This is a genomic window from Pseudoalteromonas sp. McH1-42, assembly GCF_022347845.1.
GTDB classification, from domain to species: domain Bacteria; phylum Pseudomonadota; class Gammaproteobacteria; order Enterobacterales; family Alteromonadaceae; genus Pseudoalteromonas; species Pseudoalteromonas rubra_D.
Window position 1 is genome coordinate 138,492 of the sequence record NZ_JAKRFU010000001.1, and the last position, 22,282, is coordinate 160,773.

The window sequence follows — 22,282 nt, forward strand, 5'->3', positions numbered from 1 at the left end:
AGTCGATGCTGTCCTACAGTCCTATAGGAATCGCCGAAAAGGAGTTTTAAACCTACGACATAAACTATTTAAGGCTAACCATGTATACACTGTTCTACTATCCACGCAATGCGAGTTTAGCACCCCATTTTGTTCTCGAAGCCCTCCAGGTCCCGTATCAGCTAGAACTTGTCGACCGAAAAAAAAATGTGCAAAGATCTGCGCAATATTTACGTCTCAACCCCACCGGACGGATCCCAACATTGGTTGATGACGAGTTTGTATTGTTCGAAAGTGCCGCTATTTGCCTTTACCTCTGTGAAAAACATCCGGAAGGTCATTTAATTCCTACCGAAGCAAAACAAAAAGCAGAGTTTTATCAATGGCTGATGTACTTAACCACAACAGTACAGGCTGAGCTGATGATCTATTTTTACCCTGAACGTCACACGCAAAGTGCACTGATGTACGACGATATTGTCAGAACTCAGCAGTCTCGTGTTCAGGATATGCTGACTTTACTCGACAGACACCTGGCAAACAAAACCTATATGGTGGGTGAACAATTCACAGTCTGTGACTGCTATTTATTTATGCTTTGTATCTGGGCGGACGAACTAGCTAAACCGCCACTTCAGTTCGAGCATCTGGGTCGTTACTTAAGTGGTATTTCAAGGCACCCTGCCATTGAGGCCGTTTGTAAGAAGGAAGGGACGGAATTGGGGATGTATCGCTAAGCATGCATCGTCAGGTCTGGTTTATTAACCAGACCTGACGCGAGACATTACTTCTGTAACTTCAGCTGAGCGCCTTTCAGTCTCTGACGCACATTACTGATTTTGGAGCGATTTTTGGCTCGAGCTTCACCACTGGCCTGATTGCTCGGGCGGTTAGTTCGCGCTTTACGACGTTGGTGAGACGGCTTCCTGGCGAGATTTTCAATTAGATTTTCGCGACTAGCAACTTCGTAACCCGGCAAGTAATAACGCTGTATTTTTTGCCCAATCAAAGTTTCAATATGGATCAGGGTCTGCTCTTCTTCTCGTGCAACAAAAGAGATCGCCTGACCGGAATTTCCAGCGCGACCGGTTCGACCAATTCGGTGCACATAGTCTTCAGCAAGGTATGGTAAATCAAAATTAATTACGCGAGGCAGTCCATCTATATCGATGCCGCGAGCCGCTACCTCAGTAGCCACTAAGACTCTTACTTTTCCTTCCTTAAACTCACGTAATGCCCGGCGACGTGCTCCCTGACTTTTATCACCATGACACACAGTGGCACTGATACCGTCCAGTTCCAATTCTTTAACCAGCTGATCAGCATCATCTTTCATGTTCACAAAGACCAGTACTTGCAGCCAGTTTTTCTTACCAATTAGTTCCGAAAGTAGCTCCTGCTTACGCTTCTGCTCAACCGGATAGACAACATGCCTGACCGTTTCTGCCGTGGTGTTTTCTTTCGCAGCCTGCACCAATTTAGGCTCGCGAAGTACTTGCTTTGCAAATTGTTTAACAGCTGTAGGGAAAGTAGCAGAGAAAAGCAATAACTGCCGCTCTTCACTAGCCATGTCGATGACTTTTTGCATGTCCGCAACGAAGCCCATATCCAGCATGCGGTCTGCTTCATCCAATACCAGATATTTAACCTGCGCCAGACTCACGGCACCAAGACGGATTAGATCCAGTAAACGCCCTGGTGTTGCAACCAGGATATCGACCCCCTGAGATAAACGTTGTGTCTGCCCTTCAATATTCACACCACCATATACGGCCTGAACAGTCAGCGAAGTATATTGACAGAAAGCCTGACAGTTGTTGGCGATTTGCTCGGCCAATTCACGTGTCGGAGCGAGGATAAGGGCCCGTGCAGAGTCCAAAGACTCCCCTTCTAGCAAACGGTGGATCACAGGCAGTGCAAACGCTGCGGTTTTACCTGTGCCGGTTTGAGCCGTGGCCAGTACGTCATGGCCGCGACGAACAACCGGAATAGCCGCTTGTTGTATCGGTGTCAGGGTATGGAAATTTAATTCATCAAGCGCCTGTAACAAGGCATCGGGAAAACTGAAAGACTTAAAATTCATAGCAAAAACCTGCGACCATAATGAAGGGCCGCAGATTATACGCTATTTACAGGCTTAGTGTCACCTGTGTAGGGTTAATATAGTTTCACATCAACAGGATTGATAACATCAGCGCTGCCGCCAACCACCATTTCAGTATCCAGCTGGTTGATCAATTCCATCCCTTGCCTTTGCTGGGTTTCACTCAATGGCACATAAGGCAGACGAAAAACAGGCATCGCTGCCCCAGTCATGGCGAGCGCAGTATTGATAGCAATCGGATTAGGCTCACAAAACAACCAACTCATCAATGGCTGCAGCTGAGTGTTCAGTGTTTCATTTGGGCTATCAATCAGCGTGCGGAACAGCTGCGGTACAAGGTTTGACGTGACTGAAATCACGCCATGTGACCGGTGCTGGTGACGACTGTCATGTGCCTGATCATCATTACCCGACCAGCAAGCAATCCCCTTTTGCTCGTAATGTGCGATCCGTTCATGTCCTGCACATTCTTTCATCCCAACAAAATTCGCATGCTTAGCAAGGGGCTCTATTAACTCAGGAGTCAGATCCTGTCCTGTGCGACCAGGAACGTTATAAATAAACGCCGGACCAATATCGAGTAAACGCGCAAAGTGTTCTGTCAGCCCTGCCTCAGAAGTACGACCATAATAAGGGTTGATCTGTAATGCGGCATCCATCCCTGAGGCGAAACCATACTCGGTTGCTTTAACGGCTTCACGCGTATTGTTGCTGCCGGTATTACCGACAATCACCAACTTGTCAGAGAACTTATTAACACTATGGGCAATCAGCATCAAATGCTCTTCCCAATTCATTAACTGTCCTTCACCAGTCGTGCCGCCAACGACAATTCCATCAACACCCGCTGCAATCTGAGCTGCTACAAGTTTGTCAAAGCATGCAAGGTCAATTTCACCTTGTGAATCGTAAGGAGTTTTAATTGCAGTAATTAAACTGGCTTTTTTTATCGTTTCTATGTTGCGCATACGGATATCGTTTAATTCATTATTTGGCGCTAAGTTTTATCATAAATGCCCCTCAGATCCGAGGGGGAAAATGGAAAATTTACAAAACAGCTTGCCTAACCTAATCAATTCAGCCAAAATAAAACCACTGTATATAAAACCAGTTATTTTATTTATGCGCCTGACTCACCATTTGAATACACATTTTTTCAGTGCAGAAGAGCTTTGCAGTACGCTTCGGATTACTGCTGAACAACTAGTTCATTGGCAGGAAACCTGCATTTTCCCCAATGCCAGCTACAGTCTGGAAAATCAAATAAAGTGTAGCTCGTACCTTGGTCTCTATGAATGTGTTGAGCACACAGAATACTATCCAAGAGGCGCAGAGCAATGGGGCCAGCTATTACTTAAACATCAAGTTGAGCAATCTACACATGCATATGAGCTGTTTCAGCAAAAGTATATTCAAACTCTCACCAAGTGTGCACAACAGGGGCTGATAAGTCAGGACAGTCGCTTTAATGAAGACTTACCAGAGCACGTGCAACAAAGCTGGCAACAATTTCTGTGCAGCAAATACGGTGTTATCAGCCAAAATGGTCTGGTTGAAGAAGTTGTTTACATTGACTTAGGCCGGGCATTGGTCGACGCACTCACCGAAGAGCGCACTGCCGCACATATCCCGGCTGAACACAGAACTGAACTGCTAGGAGCACTCAAGCTCTTAAATCGCGCGCTGAGTCATCACATGGAGCATGAGAAGCCCATGTCCATTCGTTACAAATACATTGAGAGCCTGATCGCTAAATACGATTTATCTATTCGGTAATCCAGCATGCTCACCCCAGGCGCTAACCGCAATCAGGGCACCTCTATCTAATGAGCCTGCTCATAGTGGGCTCTAAAGATTTCAAACGTCTTCAATACCGTTAGCTGATCCTGACAAAGTGCGTCATACCAGGCATCAAATTGACTATCGTCGTCTTGTTCACTCAAGGCAAGATATTGTGCCAGTAGCTCGATAATATCGCCATGGGTGCAACTTAGGTTGTCCAGCTGCTTTAATTGTTCTGAATGATCTTTATTTTGTAGTTCAGCGATGACGCCGTTATCCAATTGTTGTGTTTTGTCCATCGTGACGAATTCCTGTTTCTCAATCCATTGATAGTTATATCAGCCTAGTTTGGAATATCCAGTGCTTTATAGATCGTTCGCTCAATCTATCAACAATTTATTATAAAAAGTAATTCAAATTGCAGAGTATTGTCTCGATAACCCCAACTGTGAGGCACTTGATATCAATAAAAAAGGCGAGCCAGCATTAGCTGACCCGCCTTTTTCACGTCAAGTTTTACTTATTTACGTCTTCTGCGAAGCATTGCCAACGGCAAGCTCAGTAATGCTAGCCATGAGAACGAACCGGCATCGCCGTCATCGTTATCATCATCATTACCACGTAAATCTTTAATTTTCACATTAACAGTTGTGTGTTTAGACAGGTTACCGTATTTGTCTTCAGCCTGCACACCGAGTACAACAAGTTCCTGATATTCAAAATCCAGTTCTCTGGCAACGGTAATGTTACCCTCAGCATCGATATTGAACGAATCATCGCCATATACATGGAATGCTACCACTGGTGAAACATCTGCGTCCGGGTCACTGAATGCCAGCTGTCCAATCACTGTACCAACAGGAGTATTTTCGAATACCTCGAATCTCTGCTGCTGCTCAATCACCGGGGCACGGTCAGCAATATCAACCACAAAGCTAGTTGTTGTTTCTACTTCACCATCTGATGCTGTCAGTACTACGTCGCCACTAAACACTTCTTCAGCCTGGCCACTTAGTACACCATCTTTGAATATAAACCCAGGCACTTGTGACTCCATAGTCAACTTAATAGTTTCACTATCGGAATCCGATACCTTGCCATTGAAGTCCATAGTAAACTGCTCACCTAGCGTCAAGCGAATGTCCTCTATCGCTTCGAATACTGGTGCATCGTTCACAGCTTCAATGGTTAAGTCAACAACGACCTCTTCAGCAGCATCTGAACCTTGTGTTTTACCTGCTACCTTAAAGTGGTCTTCACCGTTGAAATCTGCGTTTGGCATATAGACAACTTTAGCAACGTCATCTCCCTCAACAACAGAACCAGTATCAAGTAATTGACCATCCATCATTAAGATACCAGAGTCAGGCGTTTCAGTGATCTCAACCGTTACAAACGCGTTGTCTGTGAAACGACTTACCAGCGCTGAGGCAACGTTTAACTCAGTATCCTCTTGCGTGCTCAGCTCTACGTCACCAAAACTCGCCAGGGCAACTTTATATGCGCTGCGACCGTGAGTGAAAGCAAACACTTCATTATTGTGGAACGCGACTTTAGCGATGTTGGTGTTAGCCAGGCCTGAACCATCTGCAAACCAGTTTTCACCACCGTCAATAGAGATAAACACCCCTAAATCAGTACCGATAATAACGCGTTGTGCATTGTTTGGATCAACAGCAACAGAGGTAGCAGGAACGTTTGGAATATTTTTATCAATAGGCATCCAGTTCTTACCGCCATCTGTGGTTTTCCACACATGTGCCTGATCAAACGTAGATACGGTTGCATATGCAATCTGAGCATCTGTTGGGTCGAACGCGATGGCGCTGATCGTCGCACGCTCACCTTCTTCACCTATTTTGAAACTATGCCAAGCTTGCTCTGCATCTGCTTCACCTGCAGCGTAGTTGATGTAGATGTAACCTTCGCGTGTACCTGCAGCTACAATATTCTCATCCTGTGGAGCGATACCGATCGCATATACTGCACTGTCTAATACAGGGCTGCCTGCTGTCCAGCTTTCAGCTTGATTGGTTGTACGCCAAAGTTGGTTACCACCTATCCACAGAACTTGAGGGTTAGAAGGCGCCATTTCAAAGCGTGTAATGAATGGGAAGCCGTCACCAGTGATACCGTTAGTAGCTCTGTTGAAAGTCGCACCACCATCGAGCGACTTCTGAATAGACAAGCCTGTGAATTCTGAGAACAGAACGTTTGGATTTGTCGGGTCAACTGCAGTCCAACCACCGTCGCCACCGGAAATTTCGCGCCACTCGTTGAAGCCGCCGTCGTTACCAAGCAAAGTACCATTATCCTGAGTACCGCCAAAGTACGCAGTGCCATCAGGCATTACCGTGCCATGATAAAATTGCGTAACCGCATAACCATTGTTAAGCGTTGTCCAATTCACTTTGCCTTCAGGGCCAGCCGCACCTTCCGCACCACAGATCTGAGCAAGGTCATAGCGCGCATCTAGGGCATTATCTGTGCGCTGAATACCACCATCGTTACCCACAAACATAGTTGTGTTGTTAACGCCATCATATGCTGGGTGGAATACCAGTGTGTGTTGGTCAGCGTGTGCATAGAGAGGGTGATCCATGTCGTACCACCAGATACTGGCTGGTACAAACGACTGTCCACCATCATCTGAACGGAATAGATCGATACCGCCGGTCCACACTACGTCTGGATTAGATGGATCTACAGCGATGATATTGTCGTACCAACCCTGGTTGTAAAATTGAGGATCTGGTCCATATCCACACTGCGGGAACAAGCCGTAAACTGTATTACTAAGCAATAATTTGCTGTAGGTATCTGCAGAATCACGCGTCACAGTCGCATTCCACGTCAAACCCATGTCTTCGGATTTGTAAACCGCTTCCATACCATGGTCGCCGACATTCGCAAGCAACGCGTACATGATATTATTATCAGAAGGAGCAACAGCAATCGTTGAACGGCCTTGAGTCGGCAACTCTAGTACTGAAGACCAGCTATCACCACCATCAGCACTGCGATGCATTCCACCGGTTCTGAATGAACCACAAGCAGTAACCAACACGTCTGCGTCGCCACCATCAACCAGTGTCAGATCAGTACACCCTACCGCGGCAGCTTCAGCCACAAACACAGTTTCCCAGCTTGCACCACTATCTGTAGAGCGCTGTACACCACCACGAGTAGCAGCATATAAAGTCGCAGGGTCATTTTTGCTGAAGACAATCTTGTTGGTATACTGGAATAGCTCATTGCCTGCGGTTGACTCTAGCTGCTCCCAAGTCGCACCACCATCAGTCGATTTGAAAATACCATCACCACGAATAGCGTCAGCGTTGAAGAAGCCTTCGCCCGTTCCAGCATAGATTGTATTTGGATCATTCGGCGCAAATGTCAGCGTAGTTACTGCAAGGTTGGTCGCCAAATCGCTTAGAGGCTGCCATGATTGACCTGCATCTGTCGTTTTCCATACACCACCTGCAACACCAGCTGTATACATGATGTCATGCTCTGTCGGGTGGATAATCAACGTTCTAGTACGACCACCAATGTTACCTGGTCCTAACTCTTCCCATTCACCCAGTTCACGATTCACGCCATCTATCGAGTTCAAACGTGGTGCATAATCAAATACAACGCTGTTTTCTGCCAAAGAGAAACGCGTCATCGTTTTGATGTGCTCTAACGCTTTAGAATACTTTTCAGTAGGCAGTGTTTCAGCCCCTTTAGGCAAACGCTGCGAAATATAAAACTCTTGTGCCTCTTTGGGTTTGTCATAGCGTTTTGGTGAGTTGGCTTTTTTCTCCGCTTTGGCAGCCAGATAGTCCGCTTTTTGTTCGTAGATACTTGGTTGCGCATTTTGATACGCCAGATAGCTGGCACCACCCAGTGCAATTGCAACAGCCAGGCTCACAGGATGTAAGAGTTTCATATTTTTCCCTTGTAAGAGTAGTTATAGTTTTAATTGATTGTAAGTAAACAGATACGTCAGTTTAGCGTTGTACCGTTTACACCCCAAAACGTCAATAAAGTTAAGCACAAATGTAGAAAGTTACAAACAATGTGATTTCACCGCATTTAACTTAACCCCGTTATCAATTAAGGGTACATTTGATTGTAACAATAACAGAATTTCATCAAATATGAATGATTTCTTAACGAGTCAAAGCAGTCAATTTAGGGTTAGCAGTACATGATCCAGGTTTTACTTTTATCTACGATCGCAGCGCAAGGCAGCGCCATTGAAACCATTGAAGTAATAGGCGGTAAAAATTTACTTGCATCAGAGCCATTTACAAACATTAACATTTCTCATGTCAGCAAGGAGGATTTGCATGGAGCAAGCAACACTATTGCAGATTGGGTAGTCCAGGTTCCGGGGGTGTCCCTGAATGGCCAGGGTGGACTTTATCAGAGCTATAGTATTAGGGGTCTAAGCCGCTGGCGAGTCAGAACTGAGGTGAATGGTATAGTCCTCCTGACCGACCGTCGCGCTGGTAACTCAGCTTCGTTTATTGATCCGGGCTTGCTGCAACTTGCTAGTGTGCAAAAAGGCCCGGCAGCCATGCTATATGGATCAGAAGCAATTGGCGGTGTTATCGCTATGAACTCTGTTCAGGGCGAGCAAGATACACTAGAGCTGGGCTATGAAGATACAGGTAATGGCCGCCGTATTCTGGCCATTACGGGTAAAGAAAACTACAACCTGGCCTTCGCATACAGAAAAAAAGAGCGAAGCCATGCTCCCAATGGCGACGAGCTCAATAATGGCTATGAGCAATTTTCATCCAGCTTCAGATATCGTCATGCGCTAACAGAAGACATTGAGCTGAATATGTCCTGGTTGCCCTCCGTCAGCAAAGACGTTGGGAAAAATGGTGTAGCCTATCCTGACAGCCAGATTGCCATGTATCCGGAAGATCTGCATAGTTTGGCACAAGTCTCTGTGAAATCAAAACAGTGGCTGGTCAATGTGTTCCATCACTACCAAAACTGGGATAGCGATGTGCTTCGCATAGGCAAACGGCACAATCTGACCTCATACCAATCTCATACTCTCGGCGCGAACCTATATCACGAGTTTGACTGGCACGAGCTGCCAATTAGAGCAGGCCTCGACTGGACTGCCAGACGGGGAGTTTCAATTACAGATCAGGAAACCAGTCTCAAAGCCACTGACGATATAACAACAAACACTTTGTTGGACGGCCAACAAGACAACATCGCGGCGTTTATCAACGGTATCTGGGATGAGCAAAGCTGGCGAGTAGACTTTGGTGCACGATTTGATCACTTTGCTACCAATAACTTCGGTGTCAGTAAGTCTGATAATCACCTAAGCCATAGCCTGGGCGTAACCAGAAAGTGGCAATCACACAGCGTGTCGCTCAATTATGCCAACGCATTTCGTTTCCCGACGCTGACAGAGCTTTACTTTAACGGCATCACTCCCAGAGGGAATACAATTGGTAACCCGCAACTTGACCCTGAAACCAGCCAGGGGCTTGAGTTGAGTTATCGCCACGACCACAAAATTGCCAAGACAACCCTGAACCTCTTTCATACCCGCCTGGACGATTATATAGAACGAATAAAGCTGGAGTCAGGAGACAGAACCTATCTCAATCTGGATCAGGCCAGTATTTCGGGGGCGGAAATATTAACTCAAGTCGAAGTTAACGACACACTGTCATATACGCTGGGATACACACATCAAAAAGGAAAGAGTGATAAAGGTGATTACCTGTCAGATATCGCACCTCGCAAACTGAGTATATCCGGTCAGTATGCATGGGACTCATTCGAGTTTAAGCCCGCGTTAACCTATCAACTGGCAAAAAATCAGCCAGGGTCAGGTGAAGCCGAACTGGACAAAAGCTTGGTCTTAGATCTGAACCTAAATTGGTACATAGATGAAAGCTGGACACTGCGTGCTGGTGTGCTAAACCTCTTCAACCGCCTTCATAGAACAACCGCGGACGAAGATGCGCCATTTCATGCCGAGCGTACTGTTAAATTTGATATCAGTTGGCAGATTTAACTAAGTGGGAAGTGGCCGATATTGGCACTTCCCCTACCTCCTGAAAGCGCCCCTACTCAGGGTTACTTCCCGAATAATAATTCCCAGAACCCAGGTGGCTCATGCAATTCGTGATACTCCTTTCGCAACCCGTCAATCTGTCTGAGTAAATCTTTGGCTTGTTGCATTTTCGCCTGAGCCAGCAACCCTTGCGCCGTCTGGATAACATTTGACACCTTATCCAGTCCCTGAAGGGATTGCTCTTTTACATCAGCTTTGAAATTGTGCTGCTTACTTTGTTGGATCAAAAGCAGCATAGTTTCGAGATGCTTGTTGACCTCTTCCGCTTGCTGAGCCTCCATCGCCTGCTTGTAAGCATGTCCCATATTCTTCATCGTCTGATTCAAATCCTGACTTTGCTGTGCCACGACTGACGGCACAAAAAGCGCAGAACAAAGAAAGATTATCAACAGCTTCATTTTTCCCCCTTAATCAAGAATGGGCTAGTATATAAGTAAAAGCGCGGCAAACAAACTGTCGCACTGGCATCGAGGTGCACAATGAAAGTGTTAATTATGTCTGTTGTGCTACTGTTCGTGGCTTTTTCCTCCTGTGCACAAACAATCACTGTGACTTTCGTCAATCCAGGCCATAAACACACCAATCCAACTGGCGCATTCTGGCAAAATGTCACAAGAATCATGGAAGCGGCAGCACAAGATTTGGATATAGAACTCAGGACGTTGTACGCCGAGAGGAATCATATTCATATGAAGAAACTCGCACAGGACGCACTCAGTGGTAAAACCGACTATCTTATTCTCGTTGATGAAAAAGGCGTTATTACGGACGCACTGCTTACCGTACCAGGTGAGCATAAACGCGTCGCATTTTTACTGAATAGCCCGGATAAACTGGCACTAAAGCGCATCGCAGCCAAAGGCATTGGCGTACTTGGTTCCGTTACACCTGACAACTATCAGGCAGGTCGACTGCTAGCCAAACTGCTCCATGACGCTTTACCCGACAGAACAAAGCAATCAAGCGAGCGCTACGTAATGCTTGCTTTACTGGGTGATGTTGCCACAAATGCTGCAATTGAACGCGAACAAGGCTTGCTTGGCTACACTAATCGTACTTATGGAGTAAACCTGGTTGAGCGTATTGATGCACAATGGTCTGAACAAAACGCCTACGAGCTGGCATTTGGGCTGCTGCAACGGTTTCCAGATACCCGCCTTATCTGGTGTGCAAATGATGCCATTGCTCGCGGCGCTGCGCGGGCTGCATCTGAGCTCAATATGAGAGAGAATGTTAAGGTTGGGGGCATAAATTGGGATTTAGGTCATGAAAACGTCATCGATGTGTCACTGGGTGGGCATGTATTATTAGGCGGCTACTTGTTAACAGAGATTAGAAAATTCCATGACCGCAAGATTAGCGCTATTGGAGAGCAAAAAATTGCAATCTTTAGGCCATATTCAGAAAAATTTAGCCCTTTGTATCGCGCTATACACAGTGCTGATTTGAATGACATTGACTTTAAACAGTTCACCACTGGTGGTCAAAGTTACAATATTAAGACACTGAATCAGCAATTAAAATTTTAATTTTTTTATTCGAAATATAAAAAATAAAATGCCACACAAGTTGCATTTGCAACAAATTTCAATCTACGAACCATCCACAAAAAGTATAAAATTTCCTCAGCAAAATTTTCCTCATTTTTTCATTATTGACAGCGCTAGCATTCCCTGTTTTAGTTATAAGGGTTAACAACATGTAATATAGGTAAACTTATGAAAACCAAAGTTCTAACAAGCGTAAAATACTCTTTGCTAGCATTGGGTGTCACAGCAGCACTCGGCACAGCACAGGCGTCTGAAACACAACGTGTCATTGTCACTGTTAAAGATTCTGCAGTAGCCAACACGCTTCCATTGCGTGTATCTGGTGCCGAACTTGCTCAATTCAAAGCACAAGGTCTTGCTAGCATAGCTACACAAGCCAACGCCGAAGCAATTGAGACATTGACAAGCGTAAATGCGGTGGTCATGGAGCTAACTCCAGAGCAATTATCAGCTCTTGAAGCGAGCGGTAACGTTGCGTCAATTGAAGTTGACCCTAAGCGTTATCTGCCACAGGTCACTGAGGGCTCTATAGTTCCACTTGCTGAATCTGTCCCATATGGTATCACCATGGTTCAGGCGAACCAGGTAAGTGACAGCAGTGCGGGTAACAAAAAAGTCTGTATCATGGACACAGGTTATACACGTGGCCACCCAGATCTGCCAAATACAGGTGTGACTGGCAATGACGGTCACGGTTCATATAATACAGGTAACTGGTATCAGGACGGCAACGGCCACGGTACGCACGTAGCCGGTACTATTGCTGCGCTTGGCGGCAATGGACAGGGTGTGGTAGGTGTTAACCCATCAGGTCAGCTTGGTTTACATATCGTTAAGGTCTTCAATGACCAAGGTCGCTGGGCATATGGCTCTGACCTAATCAAAGCGATTGAGCAGTGTGAAGCAGCAGGTGCAAATGTTACCAGCATGAGCTTAGGCGGCAGCGGCAGCTCGACTGCTGAGCGTAATGCTTTCGCATCAAGTGCACAGCGCGGCATGCTACATATTGCGGCTGCAGGTAACGGTTCAAACAGCTCATTTAGCTATCCAGCATCATATGATGCAGTCGTCTCGGTCGCAGCCGTCGACAGCTCTGAGCGCGTTGCGTCTTTCTCACAATATAACAGCCAGGTAGAAATTGCAGGCCCAGGCGTGAGCGTAAATTCAACGTGGAATGACCAAGGCTACAAGAGCATCAGTGGTACTTCAATGGCTACACCACACGTATCAGGCGTAGCAGCACTGGTATGGAGTAACTTCCCTCAGTGTAGCGCGGACCAAATCCGCTCGGCGCTTAATGCAACAGCCAAAGACAAAGGTTCTGCCGGACGTGACAACTACTACGGTCACGGTATCGTACAGGCTAAAGCCGCCTATGATTACCTGGTAAATGCGGGATGTGGCGGTCAGCCAGTTTTGGTTGCGGATTTCAACGCGACATCAAACGGCCTGAGTGTTCAATTTAGCAACAAATCAAGCGCTGGAACTTACAGCTGGAGCTTTGGTGATGGTAACTCCAGCACACAAACCAGCCCAAGCCATACTTACGCACAAGCAGGTACTTACAACGTCACATTGACGGTTAAAGGCGCGAACAATAAGACCGCGTCGAAGAGCCTGAATGTAACAGTAACTGACGGTAGTAACGGCGGTGGTTGTAGTGGCGTTGAGGCGTGGAATGCCGGAACTTACTATAACACTGGCGACAAAGTATCGTACAGCGGCTACGAATATCAGGCAACCTGGTGGTCACTAGGTGCACGCCCTGACATTTTCAGCAATGTATGGCGCAAAGGCGCACAATGTAAGTAAATCAATAAAAGGCAGCGCTCATGGATGAGGTTGTCGCTCCTGGAGCAAGCAAAATAGCTTGCTCCTCAATTACAAAGAGAACGTGCCCACCAAAATCACGGCGATACTTAACCATTGATAGTGCCTCAGTGTTTCCTTATAGAAGTACACCCCGAGCAATGCTGCGCTGGTGATACCAATAGCACGTTTAATTGCCTCCATCACGCCTGGCTGTAGCTGTTGCAAAGCCACCAACTGACACAACACAGCAAAGGCAAAGACTAATGCAGCTCCTCCCCATTGCCATTTATACTTCAATAACACGCCAGCACCTAACTCAGGTCTGAAAATCATCCCATTGATTAACGCCACAGAAGCAGTAAGAAAAATCAAATGAAAACTCACCTCAGCATGTTGCAGGGCCTGTTTATCGAACACGATGCACATTCCCCAACACAAGGCTGTTATCAGGACATACCCGGCGCCCGGTTCACGGATCGCAAACCTGCCACCTTGCAGTATGAAAGAACCAAGTGTAATTGCACCTAAGGCCAGAACCTGAGCCTCAACGAGCGGTTCACCCAACCAAATCCAAGCAAACGCACCAGACACGACAGGTGTTACAGAGAGCAGCGGTAACATCACAGCAATTTTGCCAACTGCCAAACCACGAATAAAACACACACTCCCAATCGCCGCGAGCAAACCACTTATCGTACCCGGAACGAAGTACTCGACTTCTGGTAAAGGTGCTTGCAACCAACCCCAGTAAATGAGGTAGCCAGGCAGTACCAGCAAACTGAAGATCACTGACATCAAAGGTGCACTGACCTGCTGAGCCAGTTGCTTTCGTAAAAAGTCAAAACAGGCCCAGCAAATTGCACTTATTAACGCACTCAGCATCATGCCTCACCAAGTTGCGCAAGGCATAATTCGCTCTGAGAAAACATGTAAGCGGTCAGTTTTTGATGATCGGGCTTCCAGCCCATTAAAAAGCGTCGGAAATCAGCCCAGACATATGGCCATAACGCCCGCCAGCTTTTCTCTAGTTCGGCAATTTGCTCGGTCGACCAAACCCCGGACAAAGCACGGCCTAATTGCTCAAAATAGCTATCCAAACTCGCCAGTGATTGCATTTCGAGCTCTCGGCCACTGTATAAACTGGTCAAGAGTAACATTACATCAGCTACCCCAACTCCCAGACCAACATGCTGAAAGTCATAACCCAATGCCTGCTTTGAGCTAAAAGCAAAGTTGGCTAGCTTCGCATCGCCATGAATTAAAGTTTGATAAGGACAATCAAGCAACCTTTGGTTGATTACTTGTGCATTATTTTTAAGCTTGCCGGAAACCATACGTTCGAATTCATCCGGACGCGTGTCCAGATGCCAGTAGTTTCCTCGCGCAACCCCTGCCAGTATATCAGGGTCGACAAGCCCAACCGCATGAAAGCGTGCGAGCCAAGTAAGCATGTGATCAAGATGGACACGAGACGCAGCGGTTATATTGTGATACCCCTGCGCTTCAAAATCACTAAGCACCAGAATAAAAACCTCGTTCTGATGTGCCAACGCTTTAACCTCAGGCAATGCGCAAACTGCGATATAATGCTGCGCTGTGTGTCGATAGAAGTTCAATTCCTTCTCATAAGATTGATATTTTCGACGCAAAGAATGGGCGCTCTGGGTAATATGGCGATGCGCCAGTTGTGCTGGTACAGTGGCCACTTTGGCAACGAGCAACTCACCCTGATAAGTAAATTTATGAATGTAACCACAGCCACTCCATAATGCCTGGGCTTGCTGTGTGTCAGGAAGCATGGTCATAACATGCGAGACAAGTGCGGAGGTTGACATGGCGTTCCTTGAGATTCTTGTGACGTTTACCCGTTAACTTTCATAAACAGTGTAACACGTCTGCCCTGCTCTCCCCAGACACAGTGCCGCTGCGCAGTCACAAAAAAGCCCCGAATAAACGGGGCTTGAAAGAGACAAACTAATAAATTAATTTATTGATTTACCGCCGATTTTACTACACTTGATGAATCAGCTTCGTCAATCAAGTTTAGGTCAAAATCAAACTCATCAACCCGAATGGCTTTTTCACGCTTACGATTATAATCAATCAACTGAGCGTACTCTGTTTCATTAATGACTTTGGCTATCAATGCATTGTCCAGTGTTTCGTAAAAACGAACCCCAGCTTTGATCTCACGCTTTTTGAGTGCTCGCTTCACTTTACTCAACAGGTCCAGGCATGCAATTTTAGCCTTATAAGCCTGCTCGTTAATGTCGTGGCCGTCACCAGCTTGCGGCTTAACTAAATGCGTTAACTGAGCCTTAAATGCGGTATCCAATTGCGCAGCCGTTGCCAGTTCACGTATCATGTCGTCGTTGATACGCGGCATAGAATGACCGAACTGCATAGTCAGCACCCGCATGAACTTTCGTGTACCAGGTGCCGGAAAGTTATCCAGGAACTTATGCAGTGCCTGCTCGGCTTCGACCAAAGCGTAACGTGTTGCATAATGGAAATATGGTGCAGCAGCCTCACGGTCTGTCACTGCTACTTTCTGCTCGTAATACTTGATAGAAGCCATGGCAGCATATAGGTAGCTCATTACGTCACCCAGACGAGCAGATAGCATTTCAGCTTGCTTAAGCTTGCCACCCAGAACCAGCAAAGAGAAATCGGCATACACAGCCAGCTTGGCTGACAAACGCTGTGCCGCTTTTTCGTATGCCTGTACTTCTGGCAAACTCGAGTTACTACTCGCTGTAAATGGCAGTAGCCCTAGCTTGAATGCTCGTAAACTATTCGCAACACTATACCCTACTGTCTTACGCAATATCTTGTTAAAGGTTTTGTCTGCATCCGCTTCTTCACTGTGGATTGCCTCAACCATTGATTGCAGATAAGGGTGACAACGCATAACCCCTTGACCGAAAATCATTAGGTTTCGAGTAAGGATGTTGGCTCCTTCTACGGTAATCGCGATAGGCTGTGCGACATAACCACTGGCCAGCGTATTTTGCGGACCATTCTGTATGGCCTTACCGGCCAAAATATCCATGGCTGAATCCAAAACATCCCGACCCGTTTCTGTCATGTGGTATTTGGCAATAGCAGTTACCACTGACGGCTTCAGACCCATACCCAGACCTTCCGTTGTCAGTACACGCATCGCTTCTTGAAGATAAGTTTTGCCAGCGATGTCCGCAAGCTTTTCCTGGATCCCCTCAAACTGACCGATTGCCAGCCCGAATTGCTCACGTACCGCCGCATACTCTGACGCCGACTTCAACGCAACCTGACTGGTAGAAACGCCCAGCGCTGGCAAAGAAATACCACGCCCAGCACCCAGACAGCTAACTAACATCTGCCATCCGCGACCAATATTTTGCTGACCACCGATAATGAAGTCCATTGGGATAAACACTTTTTCGCCGCGCGTAGTACCGTTGTAGAAACGGATACCCATTGGATCGTGGCGGTTGCCCAGCTCAACACCCGGATGCGATTTGGGGATCAACGCACAGGTTATTCCCAAAGACTCTTTGCCACCGAGTAAGCCTTGCGGATCTAGTACTTTAAATGCTAACCCCAGTACTGTGGCGATAGGCGCGAGTGTGATGTAACGTTTGTCCCAGGTTATTTCCAGACCAAGCACTTCTTCACCGTTATATTGGCCTTTAGTGACAATACCCTGATCCGGAATGCCACCGGCGTCAGAACCTGCCTCAGGGCTGGTCAATGCGAAACAAGGAATATCAGTACCATTAGCAAGCCGAGGCAGATAATGTGCCTGCTGCTCTTTGGTTCCGTAATGCATTAGCAACTCACCAGGCCCCAAAGAGTTTGGAACCATGACAGTAACGGCAACCGCAGACGATTTTGTCGCTATGGTGCCTACAATGGTTGAGTTCGCATACGGGCTAAACTCTCTGCCACCATACTCTTTAGGAATAATCAAAGAGAAGAAGCGCTCTTTTTTCAAAAATTCTAAAATGTGCTCTGGCAAATGCTTCTCGTTCTGGATCACAGAATCATCGATCATCGCCATTAATTCTTGCACGGGACCGTCCAAAAACGCTTGCTCTTCGCTGTTTAATTTGGCTTCCGGCACCGCACGCAATGCGTCAAAGTCTGGTTTCCCGCGATAGATTGAGCCTTCAAGCCATACATCACCCGCATCGAGTGCTTCTTGTTCAGTCACCGAAATGCTTGGCAATATTTTTCTTAATTGTGTTCTTAAACTCATAATAAACTCATCCGACCAGATTGATATAGTTACATTACGGCATAAAATTCCGTTTAGATCAATTACTCTATGCTATTTTTTAACGGCTTTTTTACTGAAAGGTCTGAGTTGTTTAAAAAAATTCTAAATAATTAATAGCTTACAAGTGTTCGCTGAAACCAGCCCTCTGACTGTTTTTTATTCAAAAAAAGAGGGAGAAGAAAAACACTATTTTGTTCATTAGAAAGCAGTCAAAGGTAAGATAAGAGTAGATGGCTTAAAAATCAGCAACCTGGGCTAAGCACAGCGTTTTAAGTGCTGTCGGACTAAGCGCCAGCTCTAAACCTCGTCGTCCCCCACTAACATAGATCGTGTCATAGTTGAGTGCAGAGTTGTGCAAAATCACTGGCAAGCGTTTTTTGTGTGCAAAGGGGCTGATACCGCCCAGTTGGTACCCTGTCGCATTCTCGGCTTGTTGTTGCGTTGCAAGTTGTGCTTTTTTGCCTTTGCAGCTTTTAGCAAACGCTTTTAGGTCAACCATTTGAGTAGCAGGTGTGACAGCAACACTTAACCTGCCATCGACACTGATAACCAGCGTTTTAAACACTTTATGCGGCTCCAGCGCCAATGCCTGAGTCGCTTCGTGTGCAAACTCCGTGATACCCGGATCGTGCTCGAACTTAAGCACCTCAAAGCTGATCTTATGCTTGTTAAGTAACTGAATAGCGGGTGTCATATAAGTGTTTCCTGCCCCTTATCATAAAAATTCTATAGTACCTCACCAACAGCAGTCTGCGTTAGGAAGAATAGTCGAGCACATTATGACGAGAAAATTGCGACCTTTTTGCCATAAACTTCAGTACCAACTCAAGTTTTGTTAAGCTGCTGATACAAGTTTAGTCGCTTCAGTCAGACATAATCCTCCGCAGGTTACTTTTAGCCCTATCTTAAGGTAGACAAAACGCCAAATTAGACTAAAGTCTTATTAACTCTATACGCACTGTATTATTGCGCGGGAGAGTCGTTATGAACAAAGGTCTTGTTCGTATCGCAGCCGTATGTGCGGTTAGCTACTTTGCTTTGTCTTTCTTAACCAACGAATATTATTTTTGGGAAAGCAGTGTGGCCTGTGCGTCCAAGTGTAAGCGACTAGGCTGTACCGATGGGCTTCTTTTAACAGGACACAGTCGAACAGTACTGGCTTGTAAGTGTACTGGAGATATGGATTATCTCATGCTGTTAAACTGAGAGAAAACGGCGCCATAAAGCGCCGTTTTGTTTTTCTGATATGCCTGTCAGCTCAGAGGTAAACCTCTGACATTATTTCGTCAGGTCATCAAAGAACTTCTTTACGCCGTCAAAGAAGCCTTGCGCCTTCGGACGATTTTTTCCTGCATCACTGCCCATGCTCTCTTCAAGCTCTTTAAGCAACTCTTTTTGTCTCTCATTAAGATTGACAGGCGTTTCGATCACGACTTTACAAATTAAGTCGCCCACAGCACCACTGCGTACCGACTTCACGCCTTTACCGCGCATACGGAACATCTTACCAGTCTGGCTCTCTGAAGGTACTTTAAGGTTTGCACGACCATCCAGAGTCGGAACTTCAATCTCACCGCCCAACGCCGCTGTGGTATAACTAATCGGTACTTCACAGTAAAGATTGTTACCATCCCGAACAAAGATGGGGTGTTCTCTCACGCTCACCTGAACATACAAGTCACCTGCAGGTGCACCGTGCATGCCAGCCTCACCTTCTCCGGACAACCTGATACGATCGCCCGTATCAACACCCGCAGGGATTTTAACTGACAATGTTTTGGTTTTCTCCACGCGGCCCTGACCATGACAGCTATCACATGGATCCGAAATAACCTGTCCGCTTCCCTGACAGGTAGGACAAGTTTGCTGAACGGCAAAGAAACCTTGTCTCATCTGGACCTGACCGGCACCATGACAGGTAGGACATGTTTTTGGTTTAGACCCAGACTTTGCGCCACTGCCATCACAAGGTTTGCAAGAGACCCAAGTCGGAACCTGGATTTCGACTTCTTTGCCGCGTACTGCATCTTCCAGGCTCAGATCTAAACTATATCGCAGATCTGCACCGCGCTGCTGGCGTGACTGACGTCTTCCGCCACCAAAAATATCACCGAATACGTCCCCGAAAATATCACCAAAATCAGCACCGCCGCCAAATCCACCATGGCCTGCACCACCGTTTTGTTCAAAGGCTGCATGGCCGTATTGATCATACATCTGGCGTTTTTGACTATCTGATAAGACTTCGTAGGCTTCTTTTACTTCCTTAAACTTTGCTTCCAATTCAGCATCGCCAGCAGTTCTGTCTGGGTGATACTTCATTGCAAGTCGTTTATAGGCCTTTTTAATGTCACGTTCACCGGCGTCTTTTGATACCCCAAGAACGTCGTAATAGTCTTGTTTTGACATAGTTCTCACACAATTCTTACTGAGCGATCAGCCATTGTGATGACCGCCTGGCGAATACTTGTTTGATTGCGCAGCTTACGAGACTTGCCAGCTCCGTTCACAATCTACTTATCGCCTAAATTTAAATACGTCAGAGCCTGCTTACCTCTGCCATTCGTTAGAACTTGAAGGATAAACAGGCCCTGTTTAGCACCGCAGGCTAAGCCTGTGGGCACTGATAAGTCAACAATTACTTGTCGTCTTTCACTTCTTCAAACTCGGCATCTACTACATCGTCGTCAGCCTTGTTTGCTTGCTGCGCACCTGCGTCACCGCCAGCTTGTTGCGCCTGAGCTTTCGCCTGAGCAATTTCCATCAGCTTCTGAGACTTTTCTGCAAGTGCCTGAGTCTTAGCATCGATTTCTTCTTTGCTTTCACCCTTAATGGCTGTTTCCAGCTCAGACAGTGCGGCTTCGATGGCTGTTTTATCGTCAGCAGGTAAATCATCACCAGCTTCTTCAACTTGCTTGCGAGTTGCGTGAACCATAGCATCAGCCTGGTTACGAGCGCCAACTAGCTCTTCGAACTTCTTGTCTTCTTCAGCATTCGCTTCGGCATCACGAACCATGTTTTCAATTTCATCGTCGCTCAGACCTGAAGATGCCTGAATAGTAATCTTCTGCTCTTTACCTGTGTCTTTGTCTTTCGCAGATACATGCAAGATACCATCCGCGTCAACGTCAAAGGTTACTTCAATCTGAGGTACACCGCGCTGTGCAGGGCGAATACCTTCAAGGTTGAACTGGCCAAGAGACTTATTGTCGCTTGAACGCTTACGCTCACCTTGCAGTACATGAATTGTTACCGCAGACTGATTGTCTTCTGCTGTTGAGAAAGTTTGAGACTTTTTAGTAGGAATAGTCGTGTTTTTCTCAATAAGCGCAGTCATGACTTGACCCATAGTCTCAATACCCAGAGACAGAGGACAAACGTCAAGCAGAAGTACGTCTTTCACGTCACCGGCAAGTACACCACCTTGAACCGCAGCACCAACCGCTACCGCTTCATCAGGGTTTACGTCCTTACGAGGCTCTTTGCCAAAGAACTCTGCTACTTGCTTCTGCACTAGTGGCATACGTGTCTGACCACCCACCAGGATGATATCATTTACGTCGCTTACAGACAGATCTGCATCAGCGAGTGCACGCTTTAGCGGCTCGATAGACTGTGCAACCAGGTCTTCAACCAGAGACTCAAGTTTTGCACGAGTCAACTTCACGTTCATGTGCTTAGGACCTGTTGCGTCAGCAGTTACGTAAGGCAGGTTTACCTCAGTTTGCTGTGCAGATGAAAGCTCGATTTTCGCTTTTTCTGCAGCTTCCTTCACACGCTGCATTGCCAGCGGATCAGTTTTCAGGTCAATGCCCTGGTCTTTCTTGAATTCAGCAACCAGGTAGTTGATTACACGGTTATCGAAGTCTTCACCACCAAGGTGTGTATCACCATTAGTAGCCAGTACTTCAAACGTGTGCTCACCTTCTACTTCGTCGATTTCGATGATCGAAATGTCGAATGTACCACCGCCCAGGTCATAAACTGCAACAACATTGTCGCCTTGTTTCTTGTCCATACCGTAGGCAAGTGCCGCAGCTGTTGGCTCGTTGATAATACGTTTTACGTCCAGACCAGCAATACGACCTGCGTCTTTTGTCGCTTGACGCTGTGAATCGTTGAAGTATGCAGGAACAGTAATAACGGCTTCTGTTACTTCTTCACCAAGGAAATCCTCGGCTGTCTTTTTCATCTTTTTCAGGACTTCAGCAGAGATCTGAGGTGCAGCACGCTTTTCGCCACGTACTTCAACCCAGGCATCACCGTTGTCTGCTTTAGCAATCTTAAATGGCATAATGCTGATGTCACGCTGAACTTCTTCATCTTCAAAACGACGGCCAATCAGACGCTTGATTGCATACAATGTGTTTTGAGGGTTAGTCACAGCCTGACGTTTTGCCGGTTGACCTACTAACGTTTCGCCCTCTTCGGTAAATGCAATAACCGATGGCGTTGTGCGATCCCCTTCAGCGTTTTCGATAACGCGTGTCTTATCACCATCAAGTACCGCTACGCAAGAGTTAGTAGTACCTAAATCGATTCCAATAATTTTACCCATGTGAATCTTCTCCGACTTCAAAAATTCGTTGTTCTGTTAGATGACTTGATAAATAGGGGCGGCAATTTGTAATTCAAGCGTCTCAACAAAAAAAAAGTGGTTTTTTTTGAAATTTTTTTGCCATGCCGTTTTT

16 protein-coding genes are annotated in these 22,282 nt (G+C 46.4%); 5 read left to right on the forward strand and 11 right to left on the reverse strand.

Annotation, left to right across the window (positions count from 1 at the left end):
* Positions 1-80: 80 nt before the first annotated feature.
* A complete protein-coding gene (locus tag MHN31_RS00555; RefSeq protein ID WP_239443152.1) occupies positions 81-716 on the forward strand; it encodes a glutathione S-transferase family protein in 636 nt (211 codons plus the stop codon).
* 47 nt (positions 717-763) lie between these two features.
* Here MHN31_RS00555 and MHN31_RS00560 read toward each other — a convergent pair whose 3' ends face one another.
* Both MHN31_RS00560 and dapA read right to left on the reverse strand, forming a co-directional pair.
* On the reverse strand, positions 764-2,062 hold the full coding sequence (locus MHN31_RS00560; protein WP_239443153.1) for a DEAD/DEAH box helicase: 1,299 nt from the start codon (positions 2,060-2,062) through the stop codon (positions 764-766).
* A gap of 74 nt (positions 2,063-2,136) precedes the next feature.
* The gene (gene dapA, locus MHN31_RS00565; protein ID WP_194867164.1) at positions 2,137-3,051 is read right to left on the reverse strand and encodes a 4-hydroxy-tetrahydrodipicolinate synthase; all 915 of its coding nucleotides are present in this window, start codon (positions 3,049-3,051) and stop codon (positions 2,137-2,139) included.
* Between the two features lie 154 nt (positions 3,052-3,205).
* Between dapA and MHN31_RS00570 the strand changes: the two genes are divergently transcribed.
* Positions 3,206-3,859: a DUF6058 family natural product biosynthesis protein gene (locus MHN31_RS00570; RefSeq protein ID WP_138538024.1), complete on the forward strand. Its 654-nt coding sequence runs from the start codon at positions 3,206-3,208 to the stop codon at positions 3,857-3,859.
* A gap of 47 nt (positions 3,860-3,906) precedes the next feature.
* Here the strand turns inward: MHN31_RS00570 and MHN31_RS00575 are convergent, their stop codons facing one another.
* Both MHN31_RS00575 and MHN31_RS00580 read right to left on the reverse strand, forming a co-directional pair.
* A complete protein-coding gene (locus MHN31_RS00575; protein ID WP_010381100.1) occupies positions 3,907-4,164 on the reverse strand; it encodes a hypothetical protein in 258 nt (85 codons plus the stop codon).
* A gap of 221 nt (positions 4,165-4,385) precedes the next feature.
* Positions 4,386-7,799 (reverse strand): rhombosortase-dependent cadherin domain-containing protein, encoded by a 3,414-nt coding sequence (locus MHN31_RS00580; RefSeq protein WP_125557882.1) that lies wholly within the window; start codon positions 7,797-7,799, stop codon positions 4,386-4,388.
* Positions 7,800-8,060: 261 nt separating this feature from the next.
* On the opposite strand from MHN31_RS00580, the gene MHN31_RS00585 reads away from it, so the two are divergent.
* Complete coding sequence (locus tag MHN31_RS00585; RefSeq protein WP_239443154.1) at positions 8,061-9,908, forward strand: TonB-dependent receptor; 1,848 nt, start codon at positions 8,061-8,063, stop codon at positions 9,906-9,908.
* A 62-nt stretch (positions 9,909-9,970) separates the two neighbouring features.
* Here the strand turns inward: MHN31_RS00585 and MHN31_RS00590 are convergent, their stop codons facing one another.
* Positions 9,971-10,366 carry a cytochrome b562 gene (locus tag MHN31_RS00590; protein ID WP_239443155.1) on the reverse strand — a complete coding sequence of 132 codons (396 nt, stop codon included), beginning with the start codon at positions 10,364-10,366 and terminating at the stop codon, positions 9,971-9,973.
* 81 nt (positions 10,367-10,447) lie between these two features.
* Between MHN31_RS00590 and MHN31_RS00595 the strand changes: the two genes are divergently transcribed.
* Complete coding sequence (locus MHN31_RS00595) at positions 10,448-11,497, forward strand: ABC transporter substrate-binding protein (RefSeq protein ID WP_239443156.1); 1,050 nt, start codon at positions 10,448-10,450, stop codon at positions 11,495-11,497.
* A 189-nt stretch (positions 11,498-11,686) separates the two neighbouring features.
* On the forward strand, positions 11,687-13,330 hold the full coding sequence (locus MHN31_RS00600) for a S8 family serine peptidase (RefSeq protein WP_125557096.1): 1,644 nt from the start codon (positions 11,687-11,689) through the stop codon (positions 13,328-13,330).
* Between the two features lie 69 nt (positions 13,331-13,399).
* On the opposite strand, the gene MHN31_RS00605 is transcribed toward MHN31_RS00600, so the two are convergent.
* The 6 genes from MHN31_RS00605 to dnaK all read right to left on the reverse strand — a co-directional run bounded on the left by MHN31_RS00605 (position 13,400) and on the right by dnaK (position 22,170).
* Positions 13,400-14,215 carry a DMT family transporter gene (locus MHN31_RS00605; protein WP_239443157.1) on the reverse strand — a complete coding sequence of 272 codons (816 nt, stop codon included), beginning with the start codon at positions 14,213-14,215 and terminating at the stop codon, positions 13,400-13,402.
* On the reverse strand, positions 14,212-15,165 hold the full coding sequence (locus MHN31_RS00610) for an aminoglycoside phosphotransferase family protein (protein ID WP_239443158.1): 954 nt from the start codon (positions 15,163-15,165) through the stop codon (positions 14,212-14,214). The genes MHN31_RS00605 and MHN31_RS00610 overlap by 4 nt, the downstream gene beginning before the upstream one ends.
* 152 nt (positions 15,166-15,317) lie before the next feature.
* A complete protein-coding gene (locus MHN31_RS00615) occupies positions 15,318-17,570 on the reverse strand; it encodes an acyl-CoA dehydrogenase (protein ID WP_125557102.1) in 2,253 nt (750 codons plus the stop codon).
* Between the two features lie 256 nt (positions 17,571-17,826).
* Positions 17,827-18,285, reverse strand: coding sequence for a Cys-tRNA(Pro) deacylase (ybaK, locus tag MHN31_RS00620; RefSeq protein WP_125557104.1), 459 nt, complete (start codon positions 18,283-18,285; stop codon positions 17,827-17,829).
* 584 nt (positions 18,286-18,869) lie between these two features.
* Positions 18,870-20,000 carry a molecular chaperone DnaJ gene (gene dnaJ, locus MHN31_RS00625; protein WP_010381085.1) on the reverse strand — a complete coding sequence of 377 codons (1,131 nt, stop codon included), beginning with the start codon at positions 19,998-20,000 and terminating at the stop codon, positions 18,870-18,872.
* Positions 20,001-20,229: 229 nt separating this feature from the next.
* Positions 20,230-22,170: a molecular chaperone DnaK gene (gene dnaK, locus MHN31_RS00630; protein WP_323744728.1), complete on the reverse strand. Its 1,941-nt coding sequence runs from the start codon at positions 22,168-22,170 to the stop codon at positions 20,230-20,232.
* Positions 22,171-22,282 lie beyond the last annotated feature (112 nt).